The organism is Cytobacillus sp. FSL R5-0569, from assembly GCF_038007265.1.
In the GTDB taxonomy this organism is placed as follows: Bacteria; Bacillota; Bacilli; order Bacillales; family Cytobacillaceae; genus Cytobacillus; species Cytobacillus kochii.
Map to the genome: position 1 here is coordinate 2,448,325 of NZ_JBBOWW010000001.1, position 25,761 is coordinate 2,474,085.

At 35.7% G+C, this 25,761-nt stretch carries 26 protein-coding genes and 1 pseudogene; 8 read left to right on the plus strand and 19 right to left on the minus strand.

The window, feature by feature from the left end; genetic code table 11:
- Positions 1-7: 7 nt before the first annotated feature.
- Positions 8-838, plus strand: coding sequence for a helix-turn-helix transcriptional regulator (locus tag MKX78_RS12555; protein WP_307318555.1), 831 nt, complete (start codon positions 8-10; stop codon positions 836-838).
- Here the strand turns inward: MKX78_RS12555 and MKX78_RS12560 are convergent.
- The 9 genes from MKX78_RS12560 to MKX78_RS12600 all read right to left on the minus strand — a co-directional run bounded on the left by MKX78_RS12560 (position 769) and on the right by MKX78_RS12600 (position 9,653).
- Entirely contained in the window at positions 769-2,007 is a 1,239-nt protein-coding gene (locus MKX78_RS12560) for an MFS transporter (protein ID WP_307318552.1), read from the minus strand. The genes MKX78_RS12555 and MKX78_RS12560 overlap by 70 nt on opposite strands.
- 204 nt (positions 2,008-2,211) lie before the next feature.
- A complete protein-coding gene (locus MKX78_RS12565) occupies positions 2,212-3,258 on the minus strand; it encodes a hemolysin family protein (RefSeq protein WP_307318551.1) in 1,047 nt (348 codons plus the stop codon).
- 2 nt (positions 3,259-3,260) lie between these two features.
- Entirely contained in the window at positions 3,261-4,583 is a 1,323-nt protein-coding gene (locus tag MKX78_RS12570; RefSeq protein ID WP_307318549.1) for a hemolysin family protein, read from the minus strand.
- A 214-nt stretch (positions 4,584-4,797) separates the two neighbouring features.
- Complete coding sequence (locus MKX78_RS12575; RefSeq protein ID WP_307318546.1) at positions 4,798-5,991, minus strand: GTP-binding protein; 1,194 nt, start codon at positions 5,989-5,991, stop codon at positions 4,798-4,800.
- A gap of 100 nt (positions 5,992-6,091) precedes the next feature.
- A complete protein-coding gene (gene rpsN / locus MKX78_RS12580) occupies positions 6,092-6,361 on the minus strand; it encodes a 30S ribosomal protein S14 (RefSeq protein ID WP_307318543.1) in 270 nt (89 codons plus the stop codon).
- Positions 6,362-6,394: 33 nt separating this feature from the next.
- Entirely contained in the window at positions 6,395-6,544 is a 150-nt protein-coding gene (gene rpmG, locus MKX78_RS12585) for a 50S ribosomal protein L33 (protein WP_095373222.1), read from the minus strand.
- Between the two features lie 163 nt (positions 6,545-6,707).
- Positions 6,708-7,106, minus strand: coding sequence for a sporulation protein (locus tag MKX78_RS12590; RefSeq protein ID WP_307318540.1), 399 nt, complete (start codon positions 7,104-7,106; stop codon positions 6,708-6,710).
- Between the two features lie 429 nt (positions 7,107-7,535).
- Entirely contained in the window at positions 7,536-7,985 is a 450-nt protein-coding gene (locus MKX78_RS12595) for a CoxG family protein (protein ID WP_307318538.1), read from the minus strand.
- A 36-nt stretch (positions 7,986-8,021) separates the two neighbouring features.
- Positions 8,022-9,653, minus strand: a complete 1,632-nt coding sequence (locus MKX78_RS12600) for an FAD-binding protein (protein ID WP_307318536.1) — start codon at positions 9,651-9,653, stop codon at positions 8,022-8,024.
- 260 nt (positions 9,654-9,913) lie between these two features.
- Between MKX78_RS12600 and MKX78_RS12605 the strand changes: the two genes are divergently transcribed.
- Positions 9,914-10,552: a TetR/AcrR family transcriptional regulator gene (locus MKX78_RS12605; protein ID WP_307318534.1), complete on the plus strand. Its 639-nt coding sequence runs from the start codon at positions 9,914-9,916 to the stop codon at positions 10,550-10,552.
- Positions 10,553-10,624: 72 nt separating this feature from the next.
- A complete protein-coding gene (locus MKX78_RS12610) occupies positions 10,625-11,332 on the plus strand; it encodes a 2-phosphosulfolactate phosphatase (RefSeq protein WP_307318531.1) in 708 nt (235 codons plus the stop codon).
- Positions 11,333-11,395: 63 nt separating this feature from the next.
- Here the strand turns inward: MKX78_RS12610 and MKX78_RS12615 are convergent, their stop codons facing one another.
- The 6 genes and pseudogenes from MKX78_RS12615 to murB form a co-directional block, all read right to left on the minus strand.
- Positions 11,396-11,827 carry a hypothetical protein gene (locus tag MKX78_RS12615; protein WP_095373216.1) on the minus strand — a complete coding sequence of 144 codons (432 nt, stop codon included), beginning with the start codon at positions 11,825-11,827 and terminating at the stop codon, positions 11,396-11,398.
- A 161-nt stretch (positions 11,828-11,988) separates the two neighbouring features.
- Positions 11,989-13,725, minus strand: coding sequence for an ABC transporter ATP-binding protein (locus MKX78_RS12620; RefSeq protein WP_095373215.1), 1,737 nt, complete (start codon positions 13,723-13,725; stop codon positions 11,989-11,991).
- A complete protein-coding gene (locus MKX78_RS12625; RefSeq protein WP_095373214.1) occupies positions 13,722-15,464 on the minus strand; it encodes an ABC transporter ATP-binding protein in 1,743 nt (580 codons plus the stop codon). The genes MKX78_RS12620 and MKX78_RS12625 overlap by 4 nt, the downstream gene beginning before the upstream one ends.
- Before the next feature lie 424 nt (positions 15,465-15,888).
- A pseudogene (locus tag MKX78_RS12630) lies at positions 15,889-16,664 on the minus strand (ABC transporter ATP-binding protein).
- Between the two features lie 90 nt (positions 16,665-16,754).
- Positions 16,755-17,240: a flavin reductase family protein gene (locus MKX78_RS12635; RefSeq protein ID WP_307318525.1), complete on the minus strand. Its 486-nt coding sequence runs from the start codon at positions 17,238-17,240 to the stop codon at positions 16,755-16,757.
- A complete protein-coding gene (gene murB / locus MKX78_RS12640) occupies positions 17,233-18,165 on the minus strand; it encodes a UDP-N-acetylmuramate dehydrogenase (RefSeq protein ID WP_307318521.1) in 933 nt (310 codons plus the stop codon). Before murB ends, MKX78_RS12635 begins: the two co-directional genes overlap by 8 nt.
- A gap of 129 nt (positions 18,166-18,294) precedes the next feature.
- Between murB and MKX78_RS12645 the strand changes: the two genes are divergently transcribed.
- A complete protein-coding gene (locus tag MKX78_RS12645; protein ID WP_095373211.1) occupies positions 18,295-18,537 on the plus strand; it encodes a DUF1450 domain-containing protein in 243 nt (80 codons plus the stop codon).
- Positions 18,538-18,574: 37 nt separating this feature from the next.
- On the opposite strand, the gene MKX78_RS12650 is transcribed toward MKX78_RS12645, so the two are convergent.
- A complete protein-coding gene (locus MKX78_RS12650; RefSeq protein WP_095373210.1) occupies positions 18,575-19,348 on the minus strand; it encodes an arylamine N-acetyltransferase family protein in 774 nt (257 codons plus the stop codon).
- A gap of 283 nt (positions 19,349-19,631) precedes the next feature.
- Here MKX78_RS12650 and MKX78_RS12655 point away from each other — a divergent pair, with 283 nt between their 5' ends.
- The 3 genes from MKX78_RS12655 (at position 19,632) to MKX78_RS12665 (ending at position 21,819) form a co-directional block, all read left to right on the plus strand.
- The gene (locus MKX78_RS12655; protein WP_307318515.1) at positions 19,632-20,387 is read left to right on the plus strand and encodes a TraR/DksA C4-type zinc finger protein; all 756 of its coding nucleotides are present in this window, start codon (positions 19,632-19,634) and stop codon (positions 20,385-20,387) included.
- A 301-nt stretch (positions 20,388-20,688) separates the two neighbouring features.
- Entirely contained in the window at positions 20,689-20,871 is a 183-nt protein-coding gene (locus MKX78_RS12660; protein ID WP_095373208.1) for an SE1832 family protein, read from the plus strand.
- A 546-nt stretch (positions 20,872-21,417) separates the two neighbouring features.
- Positions 21,418-21,819, plus strand: coding sequence for a VOC family protein (locus MKX78_RS12665; protein WP_307318512.1), 402 nt, complete (start codon positions 21,418-21,420; stop codon positions 21,817-21,819).
- A gap of 189 nt (positions 21,820-22,008) precedes the next feature.
- Here the strand turns inward: MKX78_RS12665 and MKX78_RS12670 are convergent, their stop codons facing one another.
- Positions 22,009-22,833: a 2OG-Fe(II) oxygenase gene (locus MKX78_RS12670; protein ID WP_307318569.1), complete on the minus strand. Its 825-nt coding sequence runs from the start codon at positions 22,831-22,833 to the stop codon at positions 22,009-22,011.
- 29 nt (positions 22,834-22,862) lie between these two features.
- On the minus strand, positions 22,863-23,543 hold the full coding sequence (locus tag MKX78_RS12675) for an NAD-dependent epimerase/dehydratase family protein (protein ID WP_095373204.1): 681 nt from the start codon (positions 23,541-23,543) through the stop codon (positions 22,863-22,865).
- A 181-nt stretch (positions 23,544-23,724) separates the two neighbouring features.
- On the opposite strand from MKX78_RS12675, the gene MKX78_RS12680 reads away from it, so the two are divergent.
- Positions 23,725-24,549 (plus strand): aldo/keto reductase, encoded by an 825-nt coding sequence (locus MKX78_RS12680; protein ID WP_095373203.1) that lies wholly within the window; start codon positions 23,725-23,727, stop codon positions 24,547-24,549.
- A 71-nt stretch (positions 24,550-24,620) separates the two neighbouring features.
- On the opposite strand, the gene MKX78_RS12685 is transcribed toward MKX78_RS12680, so the two are convergent.
- Positions 24,621-25,736, minus strand: a complete 1,116-nt coding sequence (locus MKX78_RS12685; RefSeq protein WP_307318506.1) for an NAD(P)/FAD-dependent oxidoreductase — start codon at positions 25,734-25,736, stop codon at positions 24,621-24,623.
- Between the last annotated feature and the right edge of the window lie 25 nt (positions 25,737-25,761).

The window sequence follows — 25,761 nt, forward strand, 5'->3', positions numbered from 1 at the left end:
AGCTCTTATGCAACATGGAAATGTATTAATTCCTTCAAAAAAGGGACTGTTTCTCTATAAAAACACCTTTCAACAAGAAAGCTTATTACGTTCAGATGCTTCGTATAAATTGATATATGCTTTAAACGGACCCATTCATTACCATCTATCACAAAGGGTGGAAAAACTTAAGGTTAATCAATTTATTATGGTTGATCCATTTACACCTCATCAGCAATTATTTGTTGAAAAGCAAAAATTTCTTATTGAAATCAACCCTTCTTTTTTAAAAGATGTGAATGAATCTTTTGGTGTTGAACCTATTGATATTGCATTTGCAGCGGTTATTCAGCTCAATCCAATGATCACGAAATGGATTGAGCTGGTAATTGAAATGATGACACTAGAAGAAGACGATCAACAGCCGATGTTTCGCTTATTCCTTGAGAACAGCTACACACAGCTAGCGATCCTTCTATTAAAACACACGATACATGCGAATAACCATCAGCTACCAACAGAGCATTATCAAACCGTAGCACCTGCTATTTACAAAGTTACGTCCTCATTAAAAGAAGCCTATCAATCACCATGGACCCTCAAGGACATGGCAACAATTATTGATTGGGATGTCTATTATTTCTCTCATTATTTTAAGGAAATCGTCGGGGTTTCGCCCTATTCGTGGTTACAAATCTATCGTCTGCAAAGAAGTTTGTTTTCATTGAAACAGAATGATACGACTATTCTCGATACGGCTCTGAACGCAGGTTTTTCATCCATTGCTGTCTATAATCGCCTTTTTAAAAGAGTATATGGCATTTCACCTCGAACATTTCGTAACAACTTCACAAAGTAATAAAGAGTGAAGATACATATAAAAAGGCCACATAGTGCAAAGAGGAATCTTATTGGTACAATATGTGAGAATAAACCAAATAATAATAAGGAAAAGGCGTTCGCACAATATAAAGTAAATGCGCTAAAACTAAATCCTCGGCCTAACATCTCATCTGGTAGGTGTTTTTGTAACAAATAAACTCTAGCTAACCCTGAAATCGGTAGACCAATCGCTGCGAGGGACACACCAATAAACAAAAATGGGAGCCCATTAACTAAACCGACGATACTAATGCCAGCTCCCCATATAAATGAACCAATTACATATTGCATCATAGTGAATCTTTTGATAAATAAAGGAATGATTACATTAACAACAATGACAAATAGGCCGTACCAACTGGTTAAAATACTGTACCATTCTTCTCCCTTTGTAACCATTTGCCCTACTAACAAAAATAATCCTACTTGCCAGACCCAAGTATGGAAAAATACAATCACAACAGTGATGAAAATGACATTCCTAAGAATATGGTGCTGTATTAACCAGTGAAAAAATTCCTTTAAGGACCTGTAAATTTTTAATTTTTTCGTTTTGATGTCACTATGAATGTATACCTTCACAAATGAAAGGAATATGGCACTAACAAGATAGCTAACTATCGAAACTGTAAATAAATGTATTTTACCGATCGTAGCTAAAATGATGAGGTTTCCAACTGGGCCTACTATAACAACACCTCTTGTAATAGAGTCAACTAAACTGTTGGCCGTTGTTCTCTCTTCTTCAACCGTCACTTTCATCAATAACGCTCTACTCGCAGGATCATATAAGCAACCTATTGTATGTATAGATAAACAGAGAAAAATAAGTTGCCAATATTGTAATTGCTGAGTATAAAATAGAACAATCACTATCATGATTATCGGTATTTTAATGATTTCCATCCGAATAAGCCATTTCTTAATAGGAATCCAATCCGCTAATACGCCTCCTATTAATCCAAATAGCAAATATGGCAACACCTGTGCGGCCACCATAGCAGTTACATAGCTAGATGAACCAGTTAATGAGAAAGCAAAAAACAATAAAGCCATATTTATCATCATATTACCTAAACTTGTGAAACTCTTACTTAGTAAATAAAATCTGAATGCCCGGTTGTTTCGTAGAATTGATTGATACATCTCGCTCACCTCACCTACTACCTTATAGTTGAGCGAGGGATTTTTCTGCTATGATATTGCATATATTTTGCACAAGATCATACCACTTCTATTGTTTAGTATCATTCATATCAAAAATATGAAAGATGATAATCCTAATTACGATACCATACGAGGCCTACGGTCGGTCTTAAACTCTCACGCATTAGGTAAATCATATAGTTGTTAGGTTACGCTATAGCCTTCTTCACCAATTTCACCAACAATTTCCTCTAGAACATCCTCCATTGTGACAATACCAACGGCTTGATTTTCTTCATTATGAATAAGTGCCATATGCTTTCTTGTTTTTTGCATCGTTAGTAAAGCTTCCTTAATTGGAGAAGTCTCTAGAAAGTTTGGAATTTCATGAATAAGATCACTGATAGATACATCTTGATCCACTAGACTTTTCGTTAATAATTCCTTTGCATTTATATAACCTTTAATCCTTCCATCTATCTTGTCTTTAACAGGATAACGAGTAAAAGCGTGTTTTTCTAAAATATCTAATAATACGGCAAGGCTCATGTTTTTTTCAAGTGTAATGATACTTGATTTAGGAATCATGATATCTTTTAGTTTTCGTTCATCAAAACTAAAAATATTTTCTAAATAAGTAAGTTCTGCTTGGTTAATCTCACCACTTTCAAAGCTTTGTGTGGCAATCAACTTTATTTCTTCTTCTGTATGCGCTGTTTCATGTTTCGACGGTTCGACACCAAACAAGCTTAGAAGACTTTGCGAAGCTCCATTTAAGAATTTGATAAACGGTTTTGTTATTTTCCCAAACCAATATAATGGTGGAGCAAGTAACAATGTCATCTTCTCTGAATATTGGATCGCCAATGTTTTTGGAGCTAATTCTCCAAAGACAACGTGGAAAAACGTGACAATCGCTAAAGCAATGAAATACGACAATAAAGTGGCTGTTGCTTTAGATACTTCGAATCGTTCAAAAACAGGATGTAAAATTTTTTCTACTGTTGGCTCACCCAATGCACCGAGTACGAGGGCGGTAACAGTAATTCCTAATTGGCATGCCGATAAATGATAATCGAGCCCCACAACCACTTTTTTCGATATTTTAGCCTTTTTATTTCCTTCTTCAATCAGTTGGTCAATTCGTGACATTCGCACCTTAAGAATAGCGAACTCTGCACCAACAAAAAATGCGGTTAAAATAATAAACACAACAACAAGAAATAGATTTAAAATAATCATACCGTCCATTCTCAATCCCCTTTGGGTTCACCTCCAATATGAAGTCCTTCTAATTGTACTCTTTGGATTTGTAGTTGTTTTACTTTCATTACTGTCCAAGTGAGACCGTTTTCTTCTATGACATCTCCCTTTTTTGCCATGCCCGCTAATTTTTGATGAATCCAACCGCCTAATGTATCAATTTGATCACTATTTGCGAATGTCATCCCGAATTTTTCTTCTAAATCATCCAATAAAACGCGTCCAGAGATACAGTATTTGTTAGGTGCACGATACTCAATTTCTTCGACTTCCTCTTCGTCAAATTCATCGCGAATTTCACCAACAATTTCTTCTAAAATATCTTCTATCGTCAGTAAACCAGAGGTACCACCGTATTCATCCACAACTATCACCATGTGAACACCGGTTTTTTGCATTTTGATGAATGCGTCGTATATTTTTGTTGTTTCTAAAATAAACGGAATAGATTGAATAAAATCAGACAAGTGATAATCCCTTTTGCCTGCCATCTTTGCCAACATTTTTTTAACATTAACGATGCCGATCACTCGATCCTTAGTTTCATCTATAACAGGATATCTTGTAAAATTATGTTCTATCATGGTTTGCTCAATTTCTTCCTTCGCCATGTTTTGCTCGAACACAGCCATATTAATTCTCGGAACCATGATATCTTTGGCCACCCTTTCATCAAAGGAGAAAACATTTTCCATATACTCGAGTTCGGTTTGGTTAATTTCACCGCCTTGATAACTTTGCGTCATGACAATTTTCAATTCTTCTTCCGTATAGGAATCTTCTTTTGCTTTTGCCGGCACGCCAAACATACGTAATATTACTCTTGATGTTCCATTAAGTAACCAAATGAAAGGAAACGTGATTTTTCCGAACCAGTAAAGAGGGGGCGCTAATAATAAGCTCATTCTTTCGGCAAATTGAATCGCTAAGGTCTTAGGTGCCATTTCACCGACAACTACATGTAGAATGGTTACTAAAATAAAGGCAATGGCATATGAAAGAACTGATGATAATGATTGTGAAATATTTAACCAATCAAAAACAGGATATAATATCTTCTCAACGGTTGGCTTACCAAGGGAACCAAGTCCTAAAGCTGTTACGGTAATCCCCAGTTGGCAAGCTGATAAATTATAATCTAAGTTATCTGCTACCCTCTTGACAGTAATTGCTTTTTTATTCCCCTCATCAATAAGCTGATCAATCCGTGACATTCTTAGTTTGACAACAGCAAATTCAGCTGCCACAAAAAAACCGGTCGCAAAGATCAAGAAGGCCAGTAGTAGTAAATTTAATATTGTAATCAGATCCATAAGACACCACCAGTATTGAAATTGTATTTTATTAATGTGTCCATTCTTATATCATGTACTCATGCATTTGTAATGATTAGTTAACTTCTAATATCAAAGGCTAAAATGCATAACAGTATCTTATGAAAACTCCTATTAAAAATAAAAACGAGGAAAGAAAATAATTTTTCTTTCCTCGACAACATCAACATGTTTTATAACTGGACCGATTTATCTAACTATTGATTGTCCAGCTAAATGGATCTAGCAGTTCATCCCACTTGGCATCATACTCACTTGGTGATAACAAGCAGTCATCTAATTCTTTTGTTATTAAATCTACATCAATATCCATTCCAATAAACACAAGTTTAGTATGACGATCACCAAATTCCACATCCCAATCATCTAACAAACTAGGGTTTTCCTTTAAGGTCTCATCTTTTTCCTTCTCTGGTAGTGATGCTACCCAATAGGATATGGGCTGCATCATTACAGAAGGACCAGCTTGTGACATTAATATAGCTAAGTTATTTCTGCTCGCGCACCAAACAATCCCTTTTGATCTAACTATTTGTGATGGCATTTTTTGACACCAAGTATTAAAACGTTCAGTATGGAAAGGGTATTTTCGGTAATAGACAAAAGATGAAATGCCATACTCTTCTGTTTCAGGCGTATGATCAGAAGGACCGATCGAGAGCTCTTGTAACCAACCTGCAGATTGACTGGCTTCATCAAAATCGAAAAGCCCAGTATTTAATATTTCATTCGGATTTACTTCACTATTTACCGTACGAATAATCTTCGCTTGTGGCTGCAGTGTTCTAATCACTTTTTCTAATTTATCAAGGGCTATATCATTTACTAAATCACACTTATTTAATATAAGCACATCGCAAAATTCAATCTGGTCAATGAGTAAATCAGCGATATTTCTATCATCTTCTTCCCCAACTGCCTCCCTACGTTCTAATAATGTGTCTCCTGATTCAAAATCATGCCAAAATCGATTCGCATCAACAACCGTTACCATCGTATCTAATTTACAAAACCGAGTTAAATCTATATTCATTTCTTCATCGATATAAGAAAAGGTTTGTGCTACAGGGACAGGTTCGCTAATACCTGAAGATTCAATCAGTATGTAATCTACTTCACCTTGTTTAGCTAATCGTTCAACTTCTATAAGTAAGTCTTCTCGAAGAGTGCAGCATATACATCCATTTGAAATCTCCACCAATTTTTCCTCCGTTCGAGAAAAGTTTCCTTGTTTTCGAACAAGTTCACTATCGATGTTTACTTCACTCATGTCATTTACAATGACTGCTACTTTTAAACCGTTTCTATTATTTAATATATGATTTAATAATGTTGTCTTACCGGAACCTAGATAACCACTAAGAACGGTCACTGGAATTTTTTTCATTGTTAAACACCCCTATAAATCAAAATGATTACGATTTAATAATTAAAAATATACTCTTCTTATCTTCGTTTATATACTCCCATCTAATAAGGATTGTGGATTACCAACTCGATTTTTTAACGCCTGGTATTTGACCTTTATGTGCATATTCGCGAAAAGCTATACGAGACATCTTAAATTTTCTAAGATAACCTCTAGGTCTTCCGGTTAATTCGCATCTGTTTTTTAACCTTGTCGGGGACGAATCTCTCGGTAGTTTTCTAATACCTTGGATGTCACCTTTTTCTTTCAGCTCCTTCCGAATTTCTGCATATTTTTTCACTAATTCTTGCCGTTTCTTTTCTTTTGCTATTTTAGATTTCTTAGCCAACTTTCACCATTCCTTTTCTATATTCTAAATTCTCTACTTTGTTTCTCTATGCAAAGTTTTTCTCTTTAACCGTGGACAATATTTCATCAGTTCAATTCTATCTGGATGATTTCTTTTATTCTTTGAAGTAATGTAATTTCTATCACCCGTCTCTGTGCAGGCTAGTGTGATTTTAACTCTCAATTTTTTATCTCCTTTCCGTTTCCTATTCATAAAAACTAAAAACAATCAGATACTTTCAACTCATAGTATAAAACGTAATCATTACGATTTGCAAGTGTTTTTTACTCCTTTATAAAAAAGAGCCATCATTTTGTATGATCGCTCTATCCTTTGATTATTTAATTTACATAGTTGCTAAGGGGCTAATTTTCACTGCAACTCTTACTGATTGCTCTAATTTATGATCGAGCATAAAGTTCGCTTGAATATAATAATCATTATCTTGAGCATTCATCTCATTTGCTGATGGAATTTCCAATGTAAATACTGTTTCTTTTTGCTCATTCGGTTGGACAGGAATCGAACAAAATACAGAGTGAGATCTCACAATTTCTTCTTTATCATTTTTTTGGTTGCAAGCAATCAAATCAATATCATATCTTCTAATCTTCTGTGGGATAAGACCACCAAAAAATTTTATGCCACCTTCAATAATATGGCCTTCTTTATATTCTTTTTCATTAGTAGATAAATGAATTTTCTTCATTCCTATACCCATTTTTAGAGCATATTTTTTAAGCATTCTAGCTATGTCACCTATACCTTCTTATATATTGTTTAATAACTATGTTTGTGATCGTACTAACCTATAATAGTATATGATAGAAATAATGGTAAAAAATGTTTTTACATAATTATTTTTTAAAATTATTTATCCTTCTTTTAACCTTAAAATTATAAGCTTTCAATCAGTAACGCATTTTACTAAACAATTAATCATTTCCATTACTCCCTTTTTGAAAGTGAAACGTTACAATTGTCTAACATTTCTTTAGGTAATTAACCAAAAGATAAAGTGCAACGTTATAGTTCTTTAAATTATATAATGCTCATCTACCTTTGACAAGATAAAAACATGTGCTAATAAAAAATTTACTTTGTTTTTACATTCGTTGATAATAGGAAACAAAAACATTCGCCAAGAAATAAGCGAATGTTTTATCATGATTGTTTATGCATTTACAACTTCATAAATCTTCCCACCAACAGCTTCAGTTAATTCTTCAGTTGTTTTTGGTACAAATGATTTTAGGATTTGATTAATCATTGGACCCATAGCACCACCGGCCGTGATGTCCAGATTACCCGTCATTTCCGTGGTTCGATCATTAACAACAACAGCATTAAAATAACCGCCTCCTTTAAAGTTATCCGAAATCCCCTTTAAATCGAAGGTAACTGTTGTTGGTTCTTTCCATTCTATAATATTTATTTTTAGCTTAACTGTTTTTTTCATAAACCCTAAATCACCTTTAAAAGCCCAAGTCGATTCATTTTCATTGAGAATTTCATGTTCGATGTAACCAGGGACTAATGGGGCCCATTTGTTCATATCGCTTACAAAAGACCAGATTTCTTCAATTCCCACTGGTAACGTAATGGTATGTGTTCCTGCTGGCATATATATGCACTCCCTCACTTTTTGTATTTAACTTCATCATTCATTTTCTTGACTTATAGCCAATCCTGCTAAGTAACCAAATGTAAGTGCAGGCCCAATTGTTCCACCAGCGCTAACATATCCTTGGCCGAAGATGCCCATCGCTGCATTTCCTGCTGCATATAAACCTTTAATCTTATTACCACGTAAACTGATTACTTGTCCGTTTTCATCTATTTTTGGTCCCCCATTTGTGCCTAAGCTCCCAAAGTGAACTTGTACAGCGTAGAAAGGACCTTTTTCAATCTTTCCAAGGTTTAGTTCCTTATTACCTCCGCCAAGTGCTAAACCTTCAAAGAAAGTTGTTCCACGGTGGAAATCTTTATCTTCCCCTGCTTCAACTTGGCTGTTCCAACGATTGACAGTTTCTTCTAGGGCATCTGGATTGATATCAATCTTACTAGCCAATTCTTTTATGCTATCTGCTCTCGTCATCCATTCTGGTGCATCTTCACCTGGCATAACAGTAACAATCATGGAAGCGTCTTTTACTTGTTGATCAAAAATCATCCAGTTATTTTTTTCGTTTGGCCATTCTACATTCACTGGATCAAATTCATAAAATGACTTTGGTAAATCATTGTAGGTCGTTCCTTCATGGACGAAACGTTTCCCTTTACCATTTACAATAATACTATTAGGACCCGTACGACCGCCTGAAGCTAATTGGTTCATCACACGATCCTCATATTCAAACGTGGGATCTTGCATTGTCGGATACCACCAAGCCTCACTCATATTCCCTAATGCTGCTCCAGCTTCCATGGCCATAATTAAGCCATCGCCTTCATTCCCCCAAGGTGTAAGTGGATGAGTAATCTCACCTTTTAAAAAGGTTTTAATTAATTCCTTGTTCCATTCAAAACCACCTGAACCTAACATCACTCCTTTTTCGGTACGGTAATAAATTTGATTGTCTTTATTTTCAGCAATGAGGCCAATGACTTCACCTTCGTCATTTAACACAAGCTCTTTACCTGATGTTTCCATCACAATATCGATACCTCGATCTAAACAACCTTTAACCAATCCAGCGATTAGTGATCGTCCCATTGTCACAATATTATTTTCCATTCGCTCTGCGACCTTTACGAAGTCAATTCCACCAATTGCTCCACCTTCTTCAAGTGTTAAAGGTGGGAAAGTTGGATTGTGACGAATGAGTGCTCCCCATTCACCAATTTCATTTAAATCGTATGGAAGGGGATCTAATGAACGTCCCTTTCTAGAACCCTCAAAATAACTATAATATTCTGGATAACTTCCCGGTACAGCGAATCTTACCGGAGTATGCTCATATAAATAATCAATCGCTTTGTAAGCGTTATCAACGTATACCTCAAGCAATTTCGGATCTGGTACTTTGCCACCAGTTACACGATTAATATAGGCAAGTGCATCTTCTCTTGTATCCTCTAATCCTACTTCTTTCATATATCTGTTTAACGGTATCCATGGTACACCACCTGAAAAAGCTGTTGTTCCACCGATTTGATGAGTCTTTTCTAAAACAACAACTTTAGCTCCTTGGTCGTGTGCCGTAATGGCTGCAACTAATGCTGCTCCCCCTGTTCCCATGACAACGACATCGGTTTCATAATCCCATTTCTCTGGTTTCTTTGCAGACATCTCTTTTCCCCCTTATCCCAACGATTAAATTGAATTTTTTAAAAATAATAGTTTAACTATCATGGGTATTTTATCATGCGGCCGTTTGTTAGTAAATAAGTTTTTTTACAATTGTAAATTATTTTTTAATGCTATCATTTATTTTATTTTTCTGTTCGTACCCTTAGAAAAGAGAAATTCATGAAATAGTTATGATAATATAAATGAAATATAGTTATGCTTATGCATTCGCAAAAAATATGAGGAGTTAAGCCGGTATTATGAGAGAGAATACGAAAAAGAAAAAGAGAGAAAAGATTTTACAAAGTGCAGAAATTCTATTTGTTGAAAATGGTATTGAAAAAACAACAATGAATGACATAGCAGTCAAAGCAGAAATGGGTGTTGCAACGATATTTAGACATTTTCCAAAAAAAGATATGATTGTCGATGAGGTTGCTGCTGAGAAATTGAAAATATTGCTTTCTTTTATGGAAGAATTGAGTAAAAAAGAAGATATCTCGTACCTTGAAAAAATCACCTACCTTTTGGATTTCTTCATTTTTCATTCAAACAAAGAATCAGGCGCATTACCGAAAATTTTAGACTATATCGTCAATTACATTGCTGTCAACAATTTTTCCTTTGAAGAAAATCGATGTTATTTAAATGTCCGAGATCAATTGTTTAGCCTTTTTTTCGACATGATTGATGCTGGCGCTAATGATGGAACAATTCGCTCAGATATTAATGCCAGAGAAGTAATTCCAACCATTATTAACAATTTCACTGTTTTCACATTTAAACTTGCTGTACAAAGCAAAACTAATATAATCGAACCGGAATTACCTGCGCAGCATCAACTAGTAACAATGAAAAATGTTATCTTAAACTATTTAACCGCGAATGCAGCAAAATAAAGTCATTTAGAAAAGAGGAGAATAATCATTTCATACTTACCTGAATGTCAGATAGAATGGGGAAAACGTGGTGTGAGAGAAGCAGCAAATCGAGGAGATATTGTGATTATTGTTGATGTCCTCAGTTTTTCTTCTACAGTTGTAACGGGTTTAAATTATGGAGCAATCATATATCCTTATCCCCCTCATTTAAATGGCAAAGCATACGCGCAATCATTGGGAGCGCAATATATTCTTGGGAGAGCTGAGGCAGCGAGATTAGGTGCACCCACTTTATCACCTGTTACATTTAACCACTCACATGATAGGCAAAAATATGTTTTGAGTTCCTTAAATGGTGCCTTTTGTACTTGGATTGCCTCCCATATACCAGCTTTATTCATTGGCTCTTTATTAAACGCTTCTGCAGTAGCATCAGCTGCAAATCAATTATCCGCTTCATTAAACGCTAATATTACTGTTGTTCCTTGTGGAGAATTATGGAATGGCCTGAAAGAATTTGAAGACTCCCTTCGTCCTGCAATGGAAGACTACTTGGGGGCTGGGGCCATCCTTTCTAGGATAGAAGGAAAGCGATCAGCTGAGGTGCAAGTGTGTATTGGCGCTTTTCAGTATTCAAAATCAACACTTAGTAGATTAATATGGGAATGTACGAGTGGAGTAGAATTAAGAGAAAGAGGGTTTGAAAAAGATGTGAAGCATTGTAGCCGTTTAAATATTTACCAAACCGTTCCTATATTAAAAAACCAACATTTTTCCGAGTATACAACAACGATATGAAGAAGCAATCCACGATAATGTTCACAATTGCTTCTTCTTTGGTAGCTTTTAATCTTGTCATCTTCATCTTAAGCTGTTTGATTCGCCAATTATAAGTGTCACTATTTGGTAGAAATCTCGTTGTGCTATGAGGAAGTGGGGATGATTTTCGTCATCTAATAACATAATATAAGGTTCTTCTTCTTCAGGAATAATTAATACCATTTCGTTGATAAAATCATTAAACCATTTGTTTTTTACGGTCAATGATGGTGCCAACGGAATACGAACCATATAGCCGTCTTTAGGCATAGGATTAATCTTCACATATATCCCATTGATTGATTGAAGAATGGATGTTGCTTCTTGTTGTATTTGTTCATTAGGGGGGCGTTTTTTTACAACGTCGTTGACTTCCACATCAAACAATTCCACTTGCGGAAGTCCTTGTGCTGAAACTGTTGAAACAAATGATAATAATAGTGCGAAAAAAAGTAAGATCAACATTTTTTTCATCTTAATCACCTCTATTATTAACTTTTCCCTCAAGATTTTTTTTACTCTTAATTGTGTATTTATTAATTTTCTTCCTATTGAATATTTGGAACATAGTTCGTTTAATTTATTAGTTAAATAAAAAAACCAATCTAAGATTTATACTCAGATTGGTTTTTTTCTTATGCTTGTAAAGATTTCGCTTGCATCTCGTACATTTGTTCGTATATACCACCTGCTGCAATGAGCTCTTCATGACTGCCTTGTTCTTTGATTTCACCTTTATCAAGCACCAAAATGCGGTCAGCATTTTTAATTGTAGACAGTCTATGAGCGATGATAAAAGTGGTTCTTCCTTGTTTTAGAACATTCATTGCGTTTTGAATAATCTCTTCCGTTTCTGTATCGATATTTGATGTTGCTTCATCGAGGATTAGGATCGCTGGATCGAAAGCGAGCGCCCGTGCAAACGAGATTAATTGTCTTTGACCGGAAGACAAAGTACTTCCTTTTTCAATTACCGGTTCATCTATCCCTTTTTCTAAATGTGATAGCACTCGATCAGCACCAACTGACTGAATCGCATGCTCCACTCTTTCTCTTGTAATATTAGGTTGATTTAAACTTACATTCGAAGCAATAGTCCCGGTAAAAAGATACGGGTCTTGTAAAACTATCCCCATATGTTCACGAATCGTTTGTCGTGGTATCGTCGTAATATCCACTCCATCAATATAAATTTTACCGATTGTTGGATCATAAAAGCGAAATAATAAGTTCATAATCGAGCTTTTTCCTGAACCTGTATGACCCACGAGCGCAATCGTTTCTCCCTTTTTTGCTTGGAATGAAATATCCTTTAAAACAAAATCAGGTTCTTTATATGCGAAGGATACTTGATCAAACACCACATGCCCTTTATATTTTGGTATCTTTTCATTAGATACCTTCTCACCTTTTAGTGCTAAGACTTCAAATACACGATTACCGGCTACGAGTGAACGCTCCATTTGCGAAAATTGATTCACAATATTTGTAATCGGATTAAAAAGTCTTGTTAAATAGTCAACAAAAGCATATAGTGTTCCAGCTGTCACTATTTGTGTACCACTAAATGATTGTGTCCCAAAATAAATGATAAAACATGTAAATAACAGTAGCCTTAACGTATTTACAAGGTTATGAGAAGTCGCAGAATCAAGAATAATTAGCTTTCTCTCATATTGATAATGTTCTTCATTCATTTCATCAAACTCTTTCGTCATTTGTTTTTCTCGACGGAAAGCTTGAATAATAGTCATCCCTTGAATGGATTCATTGATCATTGCATTAATATCAGCAATTTTTGTTCGGATCACGTCATTATACTGTGAAGCATACTTTCTATATAGAATCATCCAAATATAAACGATTGGTATCATAACGAGTGCGATTAAAGCCATTTTCCAGTTCAAAATGAATAGGGCAATATAGACACCAGTTATAGAAATGGCACTCGTAGCAAAACTCGAAAGTACTTGCACAAATAAGTTTCTTATTGCCTCTGTATCATTTGTCACTCTTGCAACAATTTTACCAGATGGTAATTGATCAAAAAAACCAATTGGTAATGTTTGAATATGCTTGAATACATCTTTTCTTAATGCTTGAATAATTCTATTTGAACCCTTTTGTAATTGTAAATACATAAAATAACGGAAAATAGCCGTACAAATTGATAACGAGAAATATAGAATGAGTAAGTATAGAATTGGTGTAAAGTCAAATTGGCCGACTGTCATATGATTATCAATGATGTGTTTAGCAATAAAGGGGCCCGCTAGGTCAGTGAACACTGCAATGGATAGAAATAACAACCCGAGTAAAATGGTGCCTTTAAACCTTAGCGCATACGATAATAATTGTTTGCCTGTGCTCATGAATTGGCCCCCTCTAGCTGTTGGCGTACATACTGTTCTTTATACCAACCGTCTTCATTAATTAAATCATCATGTGTACCTACTTGTGTAATCACACCATTATCTAAAACAATAATTTGATCTGCGTGTTGAATACCTGATAAACGATGTGTTGTAATAATTGTCGTTTTTCCCGCTCTTTCGCGTTGAATATTGCTGATAATTGCAGACTCTGTTTTTGCATCTACAGCAGATAAGGAATCATCTAATATTAAAATATCAGGATCTTTAATTAATGCGCGAGCAATCGATACCCGCTGCTTTTGTCCCCCTGATAAGGAAACACCTTTTTCACCTACTAACGTATTTAACCCGAGCGGAAGATAAGCTAAATCTTTTGTAAAAGCAGCCAAATCAATCGCTTTTTCTATTTCTTCGTCTGTGGCATCTTCTTTACCGAATAATATATTTTCTTTAATTGTTCGAGAAAAAAGCACGTGACTTTGCGGTACATAACCAATCCAATCTAATACTTGTTCTTTCGTCTGTTGGGAAAGGTCGATATCATCAATAGATATTCCTCCTTCTCCTAAAGGATACTCCCTCAACAATTGGCGAATAAAGGTCGTTTTCCCTGCGCCTGTTTTACCCACAATTCCTAACGTTTCACCACTTCTTAAGCTTAAATTAATATTTGAGAGGTTAACGACTTTACTCGTAGGGTATTGAAAGGTTAACTCTTGGAATTGTAAAGTATGGGGCTTATCGACTGCTAAAGGTTTTGTTGGCGGCATGATATCCGCTTCATAATTTAATGTCTCTTGCACCCTGTCTAAAGAAGCGTTCCCTTGTTGCATCACATTGATTAACTCACCAATAGCAAAGATTGGCCAAACCGCTAATCCTAAATAAACATTAAAGGTAACTAATTGCCCAACAGATAAGTCTCCATTAGCCACTAATACTGATCCATAACCTAGTGCGACAATATAACTAATGCCGGTTCCAATTGTTGTGATTGGATTGAATAAAGCATTTATCTTGGCGGTATGCATATTTTTCTCAAAAACATCTTCACTCATATCAGCAAAACGTTGTTCATCTGCCTTCTCTTGCACATAGGCGCGAATAACTCTAACACCAGAGACGGATTCTAAAACACTATCATTCATCTCGCCAAAAGCATCTTGTGCTCTCATATACCTTTCATGGACAAGTTTGCCATAATATTGAATTAATATGGCCATAACTGGGACAGGTAACATGGCGAAAAAAGTAAGTTCCCACGAGATCATGAAGCCCATCGCTAAGATAATACCACCGAGAAAGAAAGTAGAGTCAATCAACGTCATAATCCCAAATCCTGCGGTTAACGAGACAGCATTCAAATCATTGGTCGCCCTGGCCATAAGATCTCCGGTGCGATTTTTTTCATAAAAAGTCGGTGTCATACGCAAGAATTGGCTCATTAATTTTCGCCGCATTAATCGTTGCAAGTTGACGGATCCTTCGAATAGACCGTATTGCCAAAAGAAATTTAACATATAGCTAAAAATAATAATACCTAAGAAGACCGCTACATACTGAATGAGTAAATCACGCGTCATTTCACCTTCTGTAATGTAATCAATAATGACCCCAATTAAGTACGGTGGAATAATTTCTAATACAGTAGCTAACATCAATAATAGAACGGCGATACCGTATTGCTTTTTGTATTTTTTGAAAAACCAACCGAGTTTCTTTAACACATCAAACATTTATTTCACAACCTTTCCTCTCTTGCTGTCTGATTCCTCTACCCACAACCTATACGCTGCTTTTTTAATAGTAATATTCTTTGTTTTCTGTTCATCTTTAACATCCCCTTATCTTTATTCAACTATCTATTAGAAAAACTCGACTTGCACCGAAATTTACATGGCAAGTCTCTGTTTATCTCCCCTATTTACTTCTCCAAAAAAAAGAAAATGCGGCCCCCATAAAGAGGCCGCATTTCTCTTCTAAGGTATGAACGTGTTGCCATACCTCTATTCATTAAAAGAATAAAGCATTATCGAAAAAAAGGTAGGGACGAATATGAATTTGTATTCATGAATGCCTTCACTCTTGCTTTCATCGTCCTTACCTCCTCTCATTTGTAAATAGCGTCTTTTGAATATTACCACTATTTTCATATTTGTGTCAATATGTTTTTTTCAAAGACATTCTTTTTGAATACCTGTCTACTTCAACTGTTATGCCAAAAAAATCAGTTAATGTTTCACTCGTAAGTAACTCAGATGTATTTCCACTTTTAAATACCGTACCGTCTTTGATTAATAGAGATTTATTGAAAATAGGAATGATTTCTTCAATATGATGGGTAACGAAAATAATGGTCGGCGCTTCTTTTTGTTTTGAGATACGAGCAATTGAATCCAGCAGCTGTTCACGAGCAACAAAATCTAGTCCCGTTGTTGGTTCATCAAGAATGAGCAATTTTGGATGGGCCATTAGGGCACGAGCGATTAATATTTTTTGTTTCTCACCTTGAGAGCAAGTTTGATAAGTTTCATTCTGTAATTGGGTTAAATGGAATTGCTCTAACCATTCATTTGCTTCTTCAATATCATCCGTTGAAGGTTCTTCATAAAGTCCGATAGATGCGTATTTCCCACTTACTATAATATCTTGTACTCGCTCATATGGACGAATCTTCTCTTGAAAAGAAGAGGATACCCATCCAATGGATTGCCTTACTTGCTGTAAATCTACTTTTCCGTATGTATGTCCCAATACTGATATTTGTCCACTAGTTGGCCAAATATAGCCCATAACCATATTTAATAATGTGGTGATCCATTTAAACAAAGCACTGCCCAATGATCCCCATTATTTACATGCCAATTCATATTTTGTAGGATGAGCTCCTGATTTCTTGACCAGTAGACATTTTCTATTTGAAGCACTGTATCCATCTTTACCCTCCCTAAAAACTAAACTATATAATAAAAAAACAGAACGGTGCTTTTGGCTTTTGTCCGTCCTGTTTATGTAAATTATTCATTTCACTCATAAAAACTGTCAGGGATACCTGCGAATTTACGCTTATGATATAATAAAGGTTCTTTTTTATTGTTTTCTATATCAATTACTTTTCCCACTAAAATACTGTGGTCGCCAGCTTCAATTGTGTCATGCATCTCACATTGAAATACACCAGCACAATCAGCAATAATTGGCAATCCATTGGCTGATTCAGACCAATCAGTATTTTTAAAACGATCAAGACCTTTTGAAGCAAATAATGAACAAACTTCTGCTTGATCATGAGCTAATACATGGACAGCGAATTTTTTCGTTTGCGTGAACTTCTCATAAGAAGATACTCTTTTATCTATTGACCACAATAATAACATTGGATCTAATGAAACAGAAGCGAATGAATTCACCGTTAAACCGATAGGTGTGCCTTCTTCGTCCATCATTGTGACAACAGTGACACCTGTAGGGTAATTACCCATGACTTCTTTAAATAAATCTGTTTTACTCATGATTCTTTCCCCTTTCATTCTCCTCATAATCCCCTAAAATTTGTACTTCTCTTTCTAGCTTCACACCAAAATTGGCAAAGACCTTTTCTTGTACAAGATGAATGAGCTGAATATAATCACTAGCAGTCGCTTCATTCATATTCACCATAAAACCTGCATGTTTCGTCGACACTTGCGCGCCCCCAACCGTTAAGCCCTGTAAGCCGCTATCTTGAATCAACTTCCCAGCGAAGTATCCAGGAGGTCGTTTAAAGACACTACCACAAGAAGGATACTCTAGTGGTTGTTTCGATTCTCTCGCAAAGGTAAATTCATCCATCTTTGCTTTTATGTCTGCTTTATTTCCTTTTTGTAGCGTGAATGTCGCTTCTAGTACAATTAGCTTTTTCTTAGCAAATGCACTTGTACGGTAAGCAAAATCGAAGTCTTCTGGTGTTAGCGTTAATAACTCACCTTCCGTATTTAAAGCAATGACCTTTGTTAATACATTCGAGATTTCACCACCGTATGCCCCTGCATTCATAAATACCGCACCGCCTACACTTCCTGGTATCCCGCATGCGAACGCTAACCCATCTAGCCCGTGTTCATATGCAGTACGAGAAACATGAATAATTTCAGCGCCACTACCTGCTGATATTTGTTTTTCATTAACAGAAATATCATTAAAATGATTCAGGTTTAACACAATTCCAGGTAAACCATGATCACTAATAATGACATTTGCTCCTTTTCCAAGTAAAGTTAGAGGAATCTTTTTATCGAAGGCAAATTTTACGACCTTTTGTGCGTCTTCAGTATTTCTTGGCTGTACGTAAATTTCCGCCTCGCCACCAACCTGTATATATGTATGTTTTGACATCGGCTCTTGATGATAGATATCACTATTCGTTAATAGCTGACGTAATGTTTCTTTGATGTTCATTTTTTTACTCCAATCTGTTATGCTTTACAAAAAGTCAATGCATTTTTATACTGAAAGGTATAAAAATAAAATAACATGAAATCATGTATTTATCTAGTACTTTGTGAGACGAAAGAAAGTGTGATAACCATGGGTTTAATATTACTAGAAATTTGCGACATGAACCTCTTGTCAGAAGAAGCGTTGCAAGCACTATTAGAAAAATATCCCGAAGTAGCTGTTATGAGCTATGATTGTCAAAACTTATGTGGTCTTTGCAAAATGAGACCATATGCGCTTGTAAACGGACAAAGGATATTTGGAAAAGACTTGCCGGAATGCATTGAAAATATACGCATTAAAATAGAAGAGGAACTGGCATTGTTCGCATAATTCATTCACACTGGAGCCTAATAAAGGCTCCAGTTTTTTATTTATTTTTTAATGTAATCCCAAATAGATCTTTAGCTAATTGTAAAAATTCAGCTGTTGCTACTTTTCTTTTCGTTATATTTCCCCCTACATTTAGGGTATAGGAACTTTCTGTCAACGTAACCGTTTCATATTCTCTAATAGATGTGAATAGATAACCCTTATTAAAAGGTGATGATTCACTATGAATAATGGTGTCTTGTATGGTCGTTAATTCATCTTCTGATTGTATAGTGTTTGCCAAAGAGAATTTATACCCTGTTTTCCAATCATGTACACCGTTTTTTTTCATATTTAAAATATATTCATCGTTATTGTATGTGATTCTAAAAAAACCGTTCGCTGATTTGACTTCTTCACCGTCTAACGGTACAGCTTTTAAAGGTAAATTATTGCCAAAACCTGTATCTACTAAGAAAGGTTTATTTTCTTTAGTGAGAATGATAAATACATGCGTGTCCCCAGTACTTGACCATGTTTGATTAGTGTGATCATAGACATTCCCTTTTACTAATTTTACATCTAATCCTTCATCTTTTAATACATAAAAAAGCAAAGGGTTCAAATGATAGCAAACACCACCAAATCCATTGTTTAAACAAGTTTCTTCAATTAATTCTTTCGTAATAGGTGTTGTACTTCTCGCCATAATACTCGTGTTTTCAAACGGGAAGATATTTGTTGTTTTTCTTAGAACTTCGTCCAAATTATTAAATGTAATCTTCTCTTGAAAATGAATTTTCTCTTTAAACTTCATAGTCAAGTCTGTCATTGTTCATCATCCTTTGGTATAACTTCACTCTACTATAACACTCTTCGGCTATCTCATAAATGAATCTGCATAAGTTTGGCGAGCTCAAGGTATATTTCTGTTTCTTTTAATTACTGAGAATTATTTAAAAAGACAAAATAATCATTCCTCCTATCACAGATTGCCTACTATTTTATTCCTAAAAAAACAAACACATGCAAACACAAATCACTTTGAATAAACCTTACATAATAAAGAGACAAACCGCTGACAATATAAGCAACAAAGATAGGAGGACTTCATTATGTTATCTGCTGAACAACTACATCATTTTAAAAAATTGTTAACACAATCTTTGAAGGAAAATGAACAACAAATAGAGCAAAATCATCATTTCGGACTACATGAAGATCAAAATAATGTTGGTTTTTCAGGAGAATTATCTAATTACGATAATCATCCAGCTGATTCTGCGACTGAATTATATGAAAGAGAAAAGGACCTAGCCATAGACGATCATTATAGAGATGAAGTTGATGAAATTCGCACAGCTCTTACTGCTATAGAAAAAGGAACTTATGGAGTGTGTCAAGTTTGTCAAAAAGAGATTCCCTTAAGCCGCCTTGAGGCATTGCCAACAGCAACAACTTGCATTGAACATAGTCAACAGCAGAACTTAAATGAGTACAGACCAATAGAAGAAGAAGTCATTAATGCCGATGTCGAGGTACCACATGATGATAATAACGGTTTTGATGAAGAAGATAGCTGGCAATCTGTTGCAAAATGGGGGAATTCAGATGGACCGTCAGATTTATACGATGCCCCTACAGATTATGAAAAAATGTATCTTAATTCCGGTGAAAATGTTGGCTATACAGAAGAGTTCGAAAATAGTGTGGGAACGGATATCGATGGCAAAAACATTCAAATTTTTGACACTAAACAGTTACGTGCTTATGAAGAAGCACTTGATGAAGAAGGCATTATGACCACTTTCGGTGATTTAAAAGCTTATGAAGAAGAACCATATGTAGAGAACGAAGAAGATGAGCAATAATAAAAAGCGAGACTATAGCGTCTCGCTTTTTATTATTCACTGCTTTACTTCTCTTCTTTGGCGAGATCGATTATCATGACAATTAACACGAGTAATTGAATCAAGACATCGGCTTCGATCGGAATCATCCTCCTCCATAAATGGTGAAGTTCATTCCTCCGTTTCTTCTAAGAAGTAAAGACTTACGTTTCCCTTACTCCATCTATATGCAGAAGCGTCTTCATTATGTCTCCATATACTAGTAACCAGTGAAGATATACGTTAAACTAAAAAGGATTATATACATAGGTGGGGAGAATAAATGACATTAAAGGAAATTGAAAACCAATTAGCAGAGTTAAAAATGGACTATATGCGCTTACAAGATGATATCGAAAAGTTAGAGTCATTTGGACGTTCAGTTGAGAAACAAGAATTACGAATGAAAGAAATTGAAGAAGAACTACAAAGGCTTAATCGTTTAAAAGCTGAGCTTGAGAAATAATACGTTGACTATAGGTGAGAAACGGCCTGTTGATTTGCAGCCGGGTCCATTAAGTGATAATGAAGGCTTCCCCCAATTAATTTGGGGGATGTTTCCTGAGTTGATGAACACATGACTTGCACTAAAAAATAATCTTATTTTCACATTTTCCCCTTCACATTCTATTTAACAGAGTGTCAACAGAACGCTGATTTGATATCTGTGACAGCAATCTTATAAAGAGAAACTTTGTGGTTGTATAAAGGATAGTAGAAAAAAACCACTTGTTGCCCTTCCGATTGGATTTCTAACAAAGACAAAAAATAGGGGTATTAATCGAAACCTGCTCATTAAATTTAGTTACCCTTATAACGGATATAGAAAGCTCGCAATTAGAAGAAGTTCAAATACATAACGGTATAATCGGTTATTATGCAGTAACACCGTAACTTTTCTACAAGATGATGTTGCTATTGATACCGTATAAGTTAACTAAAAAGGTGGATGAAGATGAGCATTCTCTGTGGAATCAAGTGATTAATGAGGCAAGCTAAGGAGGCATTACCAATGTCTAAAGGAATGATTCATCATATAGAATTGTATGTGTCAGAACTTTCACGTAGTGTAGCTTTTTGGGATATATTACTAACAGAGCTGGGTTACAGTCGTTTTCAAACATGGAAGTACGGACAAAGTTGGAAAATAGAGAACAGTTATTTAGTCATTGTACAAGCAGAAGAAAAATATTTAGACATCCCCTATCATCGTTGTCGCGTTGGCCTTAATCATTTAGCTTTTCATGCACAGTCACGAGAGCAGGTTGATGTGATCACAGAAAAATTAAGAGAAAATCATGTCACAATTCTCTATGAAGATAAGCACCCCTTCGCTGGTGGTACAGGGCATTACGCTGTTTATTTTGAAGATCCAGACCGGATGAAGGTCGAAATTGTTGCACCCGCAACATAGTTTCATCGTCATTCTCCACCATTTAAATACTTGTTATCACCCATCATCATCATTTTATCTTCTCTCATATTTACATTAGTAGGAGGCGAATATGGATGATGCCTCCTTTTTCTATCAATCCAAAAAGCTATACTAAATAAAAAAACAATGATAAAAAACAGCACCCATATTTTTATCATCACCACGCTTTTAATCAATCGCTTTTTGTCTAATCCATTTGGTTGCCACCCACTTTTCTCCTCTTTGTACCGGTAAACTTGAATGTAATGATTTGCGATCGACTTCACCTAGAGAATTACTATAGTGAAAAAAGACAGCAGATCCTTTCTTAGGGGTAAATGAAGCATTAATCTTCGGAAATATCGTTTCACCGCCTGATTCGACATCATTCAAATAGATTAGCATCGTCGCTATTCTTTGGCCGCCTTTACGATTGTCTACACGGTTTTCCGGAAAAAAATCAAAGTGAGACTTATATTCATCACCGACTTCATAATGCAATACTTGCAAACCTTCCCCATTTTCAATTGGATAAGAGGTCAACAAACTGATTCGTTTTTCAATTCGAGCAATAAAATCATCTTCTTGAAGCTTAAAATACATCCCTTTGCTCGTTCTACCAGCAGCGGCTTTTTCTGCTCCAGAATTCGCATCTATGACTTTAGAAGGCTGAAGGCGGCTTTTCGCCCGTTCAATGAGAAAATCACATTCCTCATCTGATAATACATGGTCTAATTGGATAATCGTTGGTTTTATAAAGTTAGAGCGAACAAACACCATTTGATTATCTACCACAATGGAATGAGGTTGTTCATTTAAATAGACAGGTTCATATTGATAAGTTGAGGCACCTTTAATATCTGAACTGGCAAACGCAATTTCAAACATTGTCTCATAGGCAAACCTGGCATCAAATCCTTTTTTAATCAGACCATTCGTAATAGCTAATGGACTTACTCCTTGTTTTAATGTATCAATAATCCAATCTTGTAGTTCATTTGAAATAGTTTTCATTTTTTCCAAAACAGACGTCAACTCCTCCCCTATTTTGACAATATGTTTTGTTGAGACTGAACAATCTTCATTAGTTGCTCTGAAGAATAAATACAAACCCCTTGTTTCTCCATATCAGTGATACATTTCATTGCTTGAGCAACATGCTTGGCTTCAATGGCATATTTCATTTTTTTCTCGTCATTCAATAATGGCGACAAAAGTTGATACAGCTTTTTACCCGCAAGTTCCCCTCTACGCTTTTCTAATCGTTCTCCCATTAACAATGAAGGCCTTACAATCGATAATGCAGGTAATGACAATGTTTTTAGTTTATCTTCTAGTAAGCCCTTAATCCTTGGATAGAACAATTTAGAACGAGCATTTGCATTGATAGAACTTATAATGACAAAATGTTCAACCTCATGACTTTTCGCTAATTTTGCCATCGTATAAGGATAATCTACATCTACTTTAATCATTTTCTCTTTTGTTTTTGCTTTTTTAATGGTCGTTCCTAAACAGCAATAAACGTGATCAACACAAAAATGTTCGGCATATTCTTCTAAATAATCAAAGTCAATGACTAATTCAATCAATTTTTCATGTTTCATATGAAGCGGTGTTCTAACAATAGCAATCACTTTCTCATACGAATCTTGTAGTAATAATTTTAATAATTCTTGCCCAACTAGGCCTGTTGCACCTGCTATCAGCGCAGTCTTTCCCATCTTTAAACCATCCTTCTATATTTTTTCCTTTCATTCTATGATACATGGAAACGGGTACAGATAAAAACAAAAAGTTTGAATTATTGTGCATTTATTGTTTTTTTCTAGTCACGAAGCTTTTCTTTTTGCAAAAATTACATCATATGCCATAATATGACCATAACATTAAAGGAGGTACTACATGAATACAATTACTTTAAACAATGGAGTAGAAATGCCCCAACTTGGCTTTGGTGTTTGGCAAGTGCAAAATGAGGAAGCAACCGCTGCTGTGCAAACAGCCATTGAAGTTGGGTATCGTTCCATTGATACAGCGATGATTTATCAAAATGAAGAAGGTGTCGGCAAAGCCATTAAAAATGCTGGTATTGCTAGAGAAGATCTATTCATTACGACAAAAGTTTGGAATACTGATCAAGGATATGAACAGACACTAAAAGCGTTTGACGAAAGTCTAGAAAAGTTAGGATTAGATTATGTTGATTTGTACTTGGTTCATTGGCCAACACCACAATTCGATACTTATGTAGATACATATAAAGCACTAGAGAAATTATATAAAGATGGTCGTGTAAAAGCGATCGGCGTCTGCAACTTTCATATTGAACATTTAGAACGTATATTAAATGAGTGTTCAGTCAAACCTGTCTTAAATCAAGTAGAATGTCACCCCTATTTATCACAAAACGAATTAAAGGAATTTTGTAAGAAACATGATATCTATGTTGAGGCATGGAGCCCCTTACAACAAGGCGGGGAAGTATTACAACTTGATTCAATTAAAGAAATAGCCAACTCAGTAGGAAAAACACCTGCCCAAGTAGTTCTGCGTTGGCATTTGCAGAACGATACAATTGTTATTCCTAAGTCAGTTACTCCTTCTAGAATTAAAGAAAACTTCGATGTCTTTGATTTTGAGCTTTCGCAAGCACAAATGGAAACCATTAATAAACTTAATCGCAATGAAAGAAAAGGACCAGATCCATCGGATATGAATGTTCGCTAATATTCTTTCATCAATAGGATAAAGAGGTAAGTGCTATAATATTCTTATATTTGCACCTCCCTCTTTTTTTATTATCTAAAGGCGTCTTTAATATTATATAGGGCTATATCAATATCTAATTCCTCGCCACTTACAAGCTTTGCTAATTGCGCACCTAAATACGGACCAGATGTTAATCCAGATGCTCCTAAACCATTGGCAGCATATAGTTTCTCGTACCCAGGAACTTGACCTATAACGGGTAAAAAACCAGGTGTATACGGTCTAAATCCCACTTTTGTCTCAACAAGAGTTGCTGCTTGTAAACCAGGTGCCACAGTCAACGCTTTAGATAATACTTCAAGCACGCCCCCCGCTGTCACATTCGTATTAAACGGATGTTCATCCTCATGTGTCGCACCAACAACGACTTTACCATCTTCAAAAGAGAGTAAATAATGATTTGTTGGAGGCTGAACCACAGACCATTCAGATGTGTCTGCATCAGGTACGTGAAGATGGGCAATTTGTGCTTTTTGAGCGCTAACTTGAAAGTTGAGCCCTATTGGCTCTAATAATTCCCTTGCCCAAACGCCGGCGGTTACGATGATTTTATCTGCAGTAAAAGGCTCTCCATTCACCTTTACCCCTTCTAGTTGACCATTTTCACTTACTAAAAAAGCTTCACCATGAATGATATCTGCGCCATATAGTTCGGCGGCTTTTAGCAGTGCCTTCCTAAGTTTACGCCCATCTACTCTAGCCGCTCCACTCACATATACTGATTGAAAATCTTGCGACAGTGGTGGAAAGGCGTCTCTCGTTTCTTCTTGATTATAATTTTTGATTTCACCGATTTCTGGTGCATCTTCTCGCCTTTTTATCGCCCTATCTATCATCTTTTCAAGTTTTGTTTCGTCGTGATGTAAACTAATCGCACCTACTTTTTTATAACCGGTGTCTTGATCAGTTTCCGCTTCAAGTGCTGGAATTAATTGTTGATAATACTTCGCTCCCCCTTTAGCAAGCTGATACCACGCTTTGTTTCGACGTTGTGACAACCATGGGCAGACGATACCCGCAGCTGCTTCTGTCGCTTGCCCTGCATCTTGCCGATCGATTACTGTCACCTTAAAACCAGCTTTCGCTAAATGGTAAGCCGTAGATGCACCTAGTATGCCTGCTCCAATCACTATCATTTGTTGCATATTTTTTTCCTCCATCATGGATAAA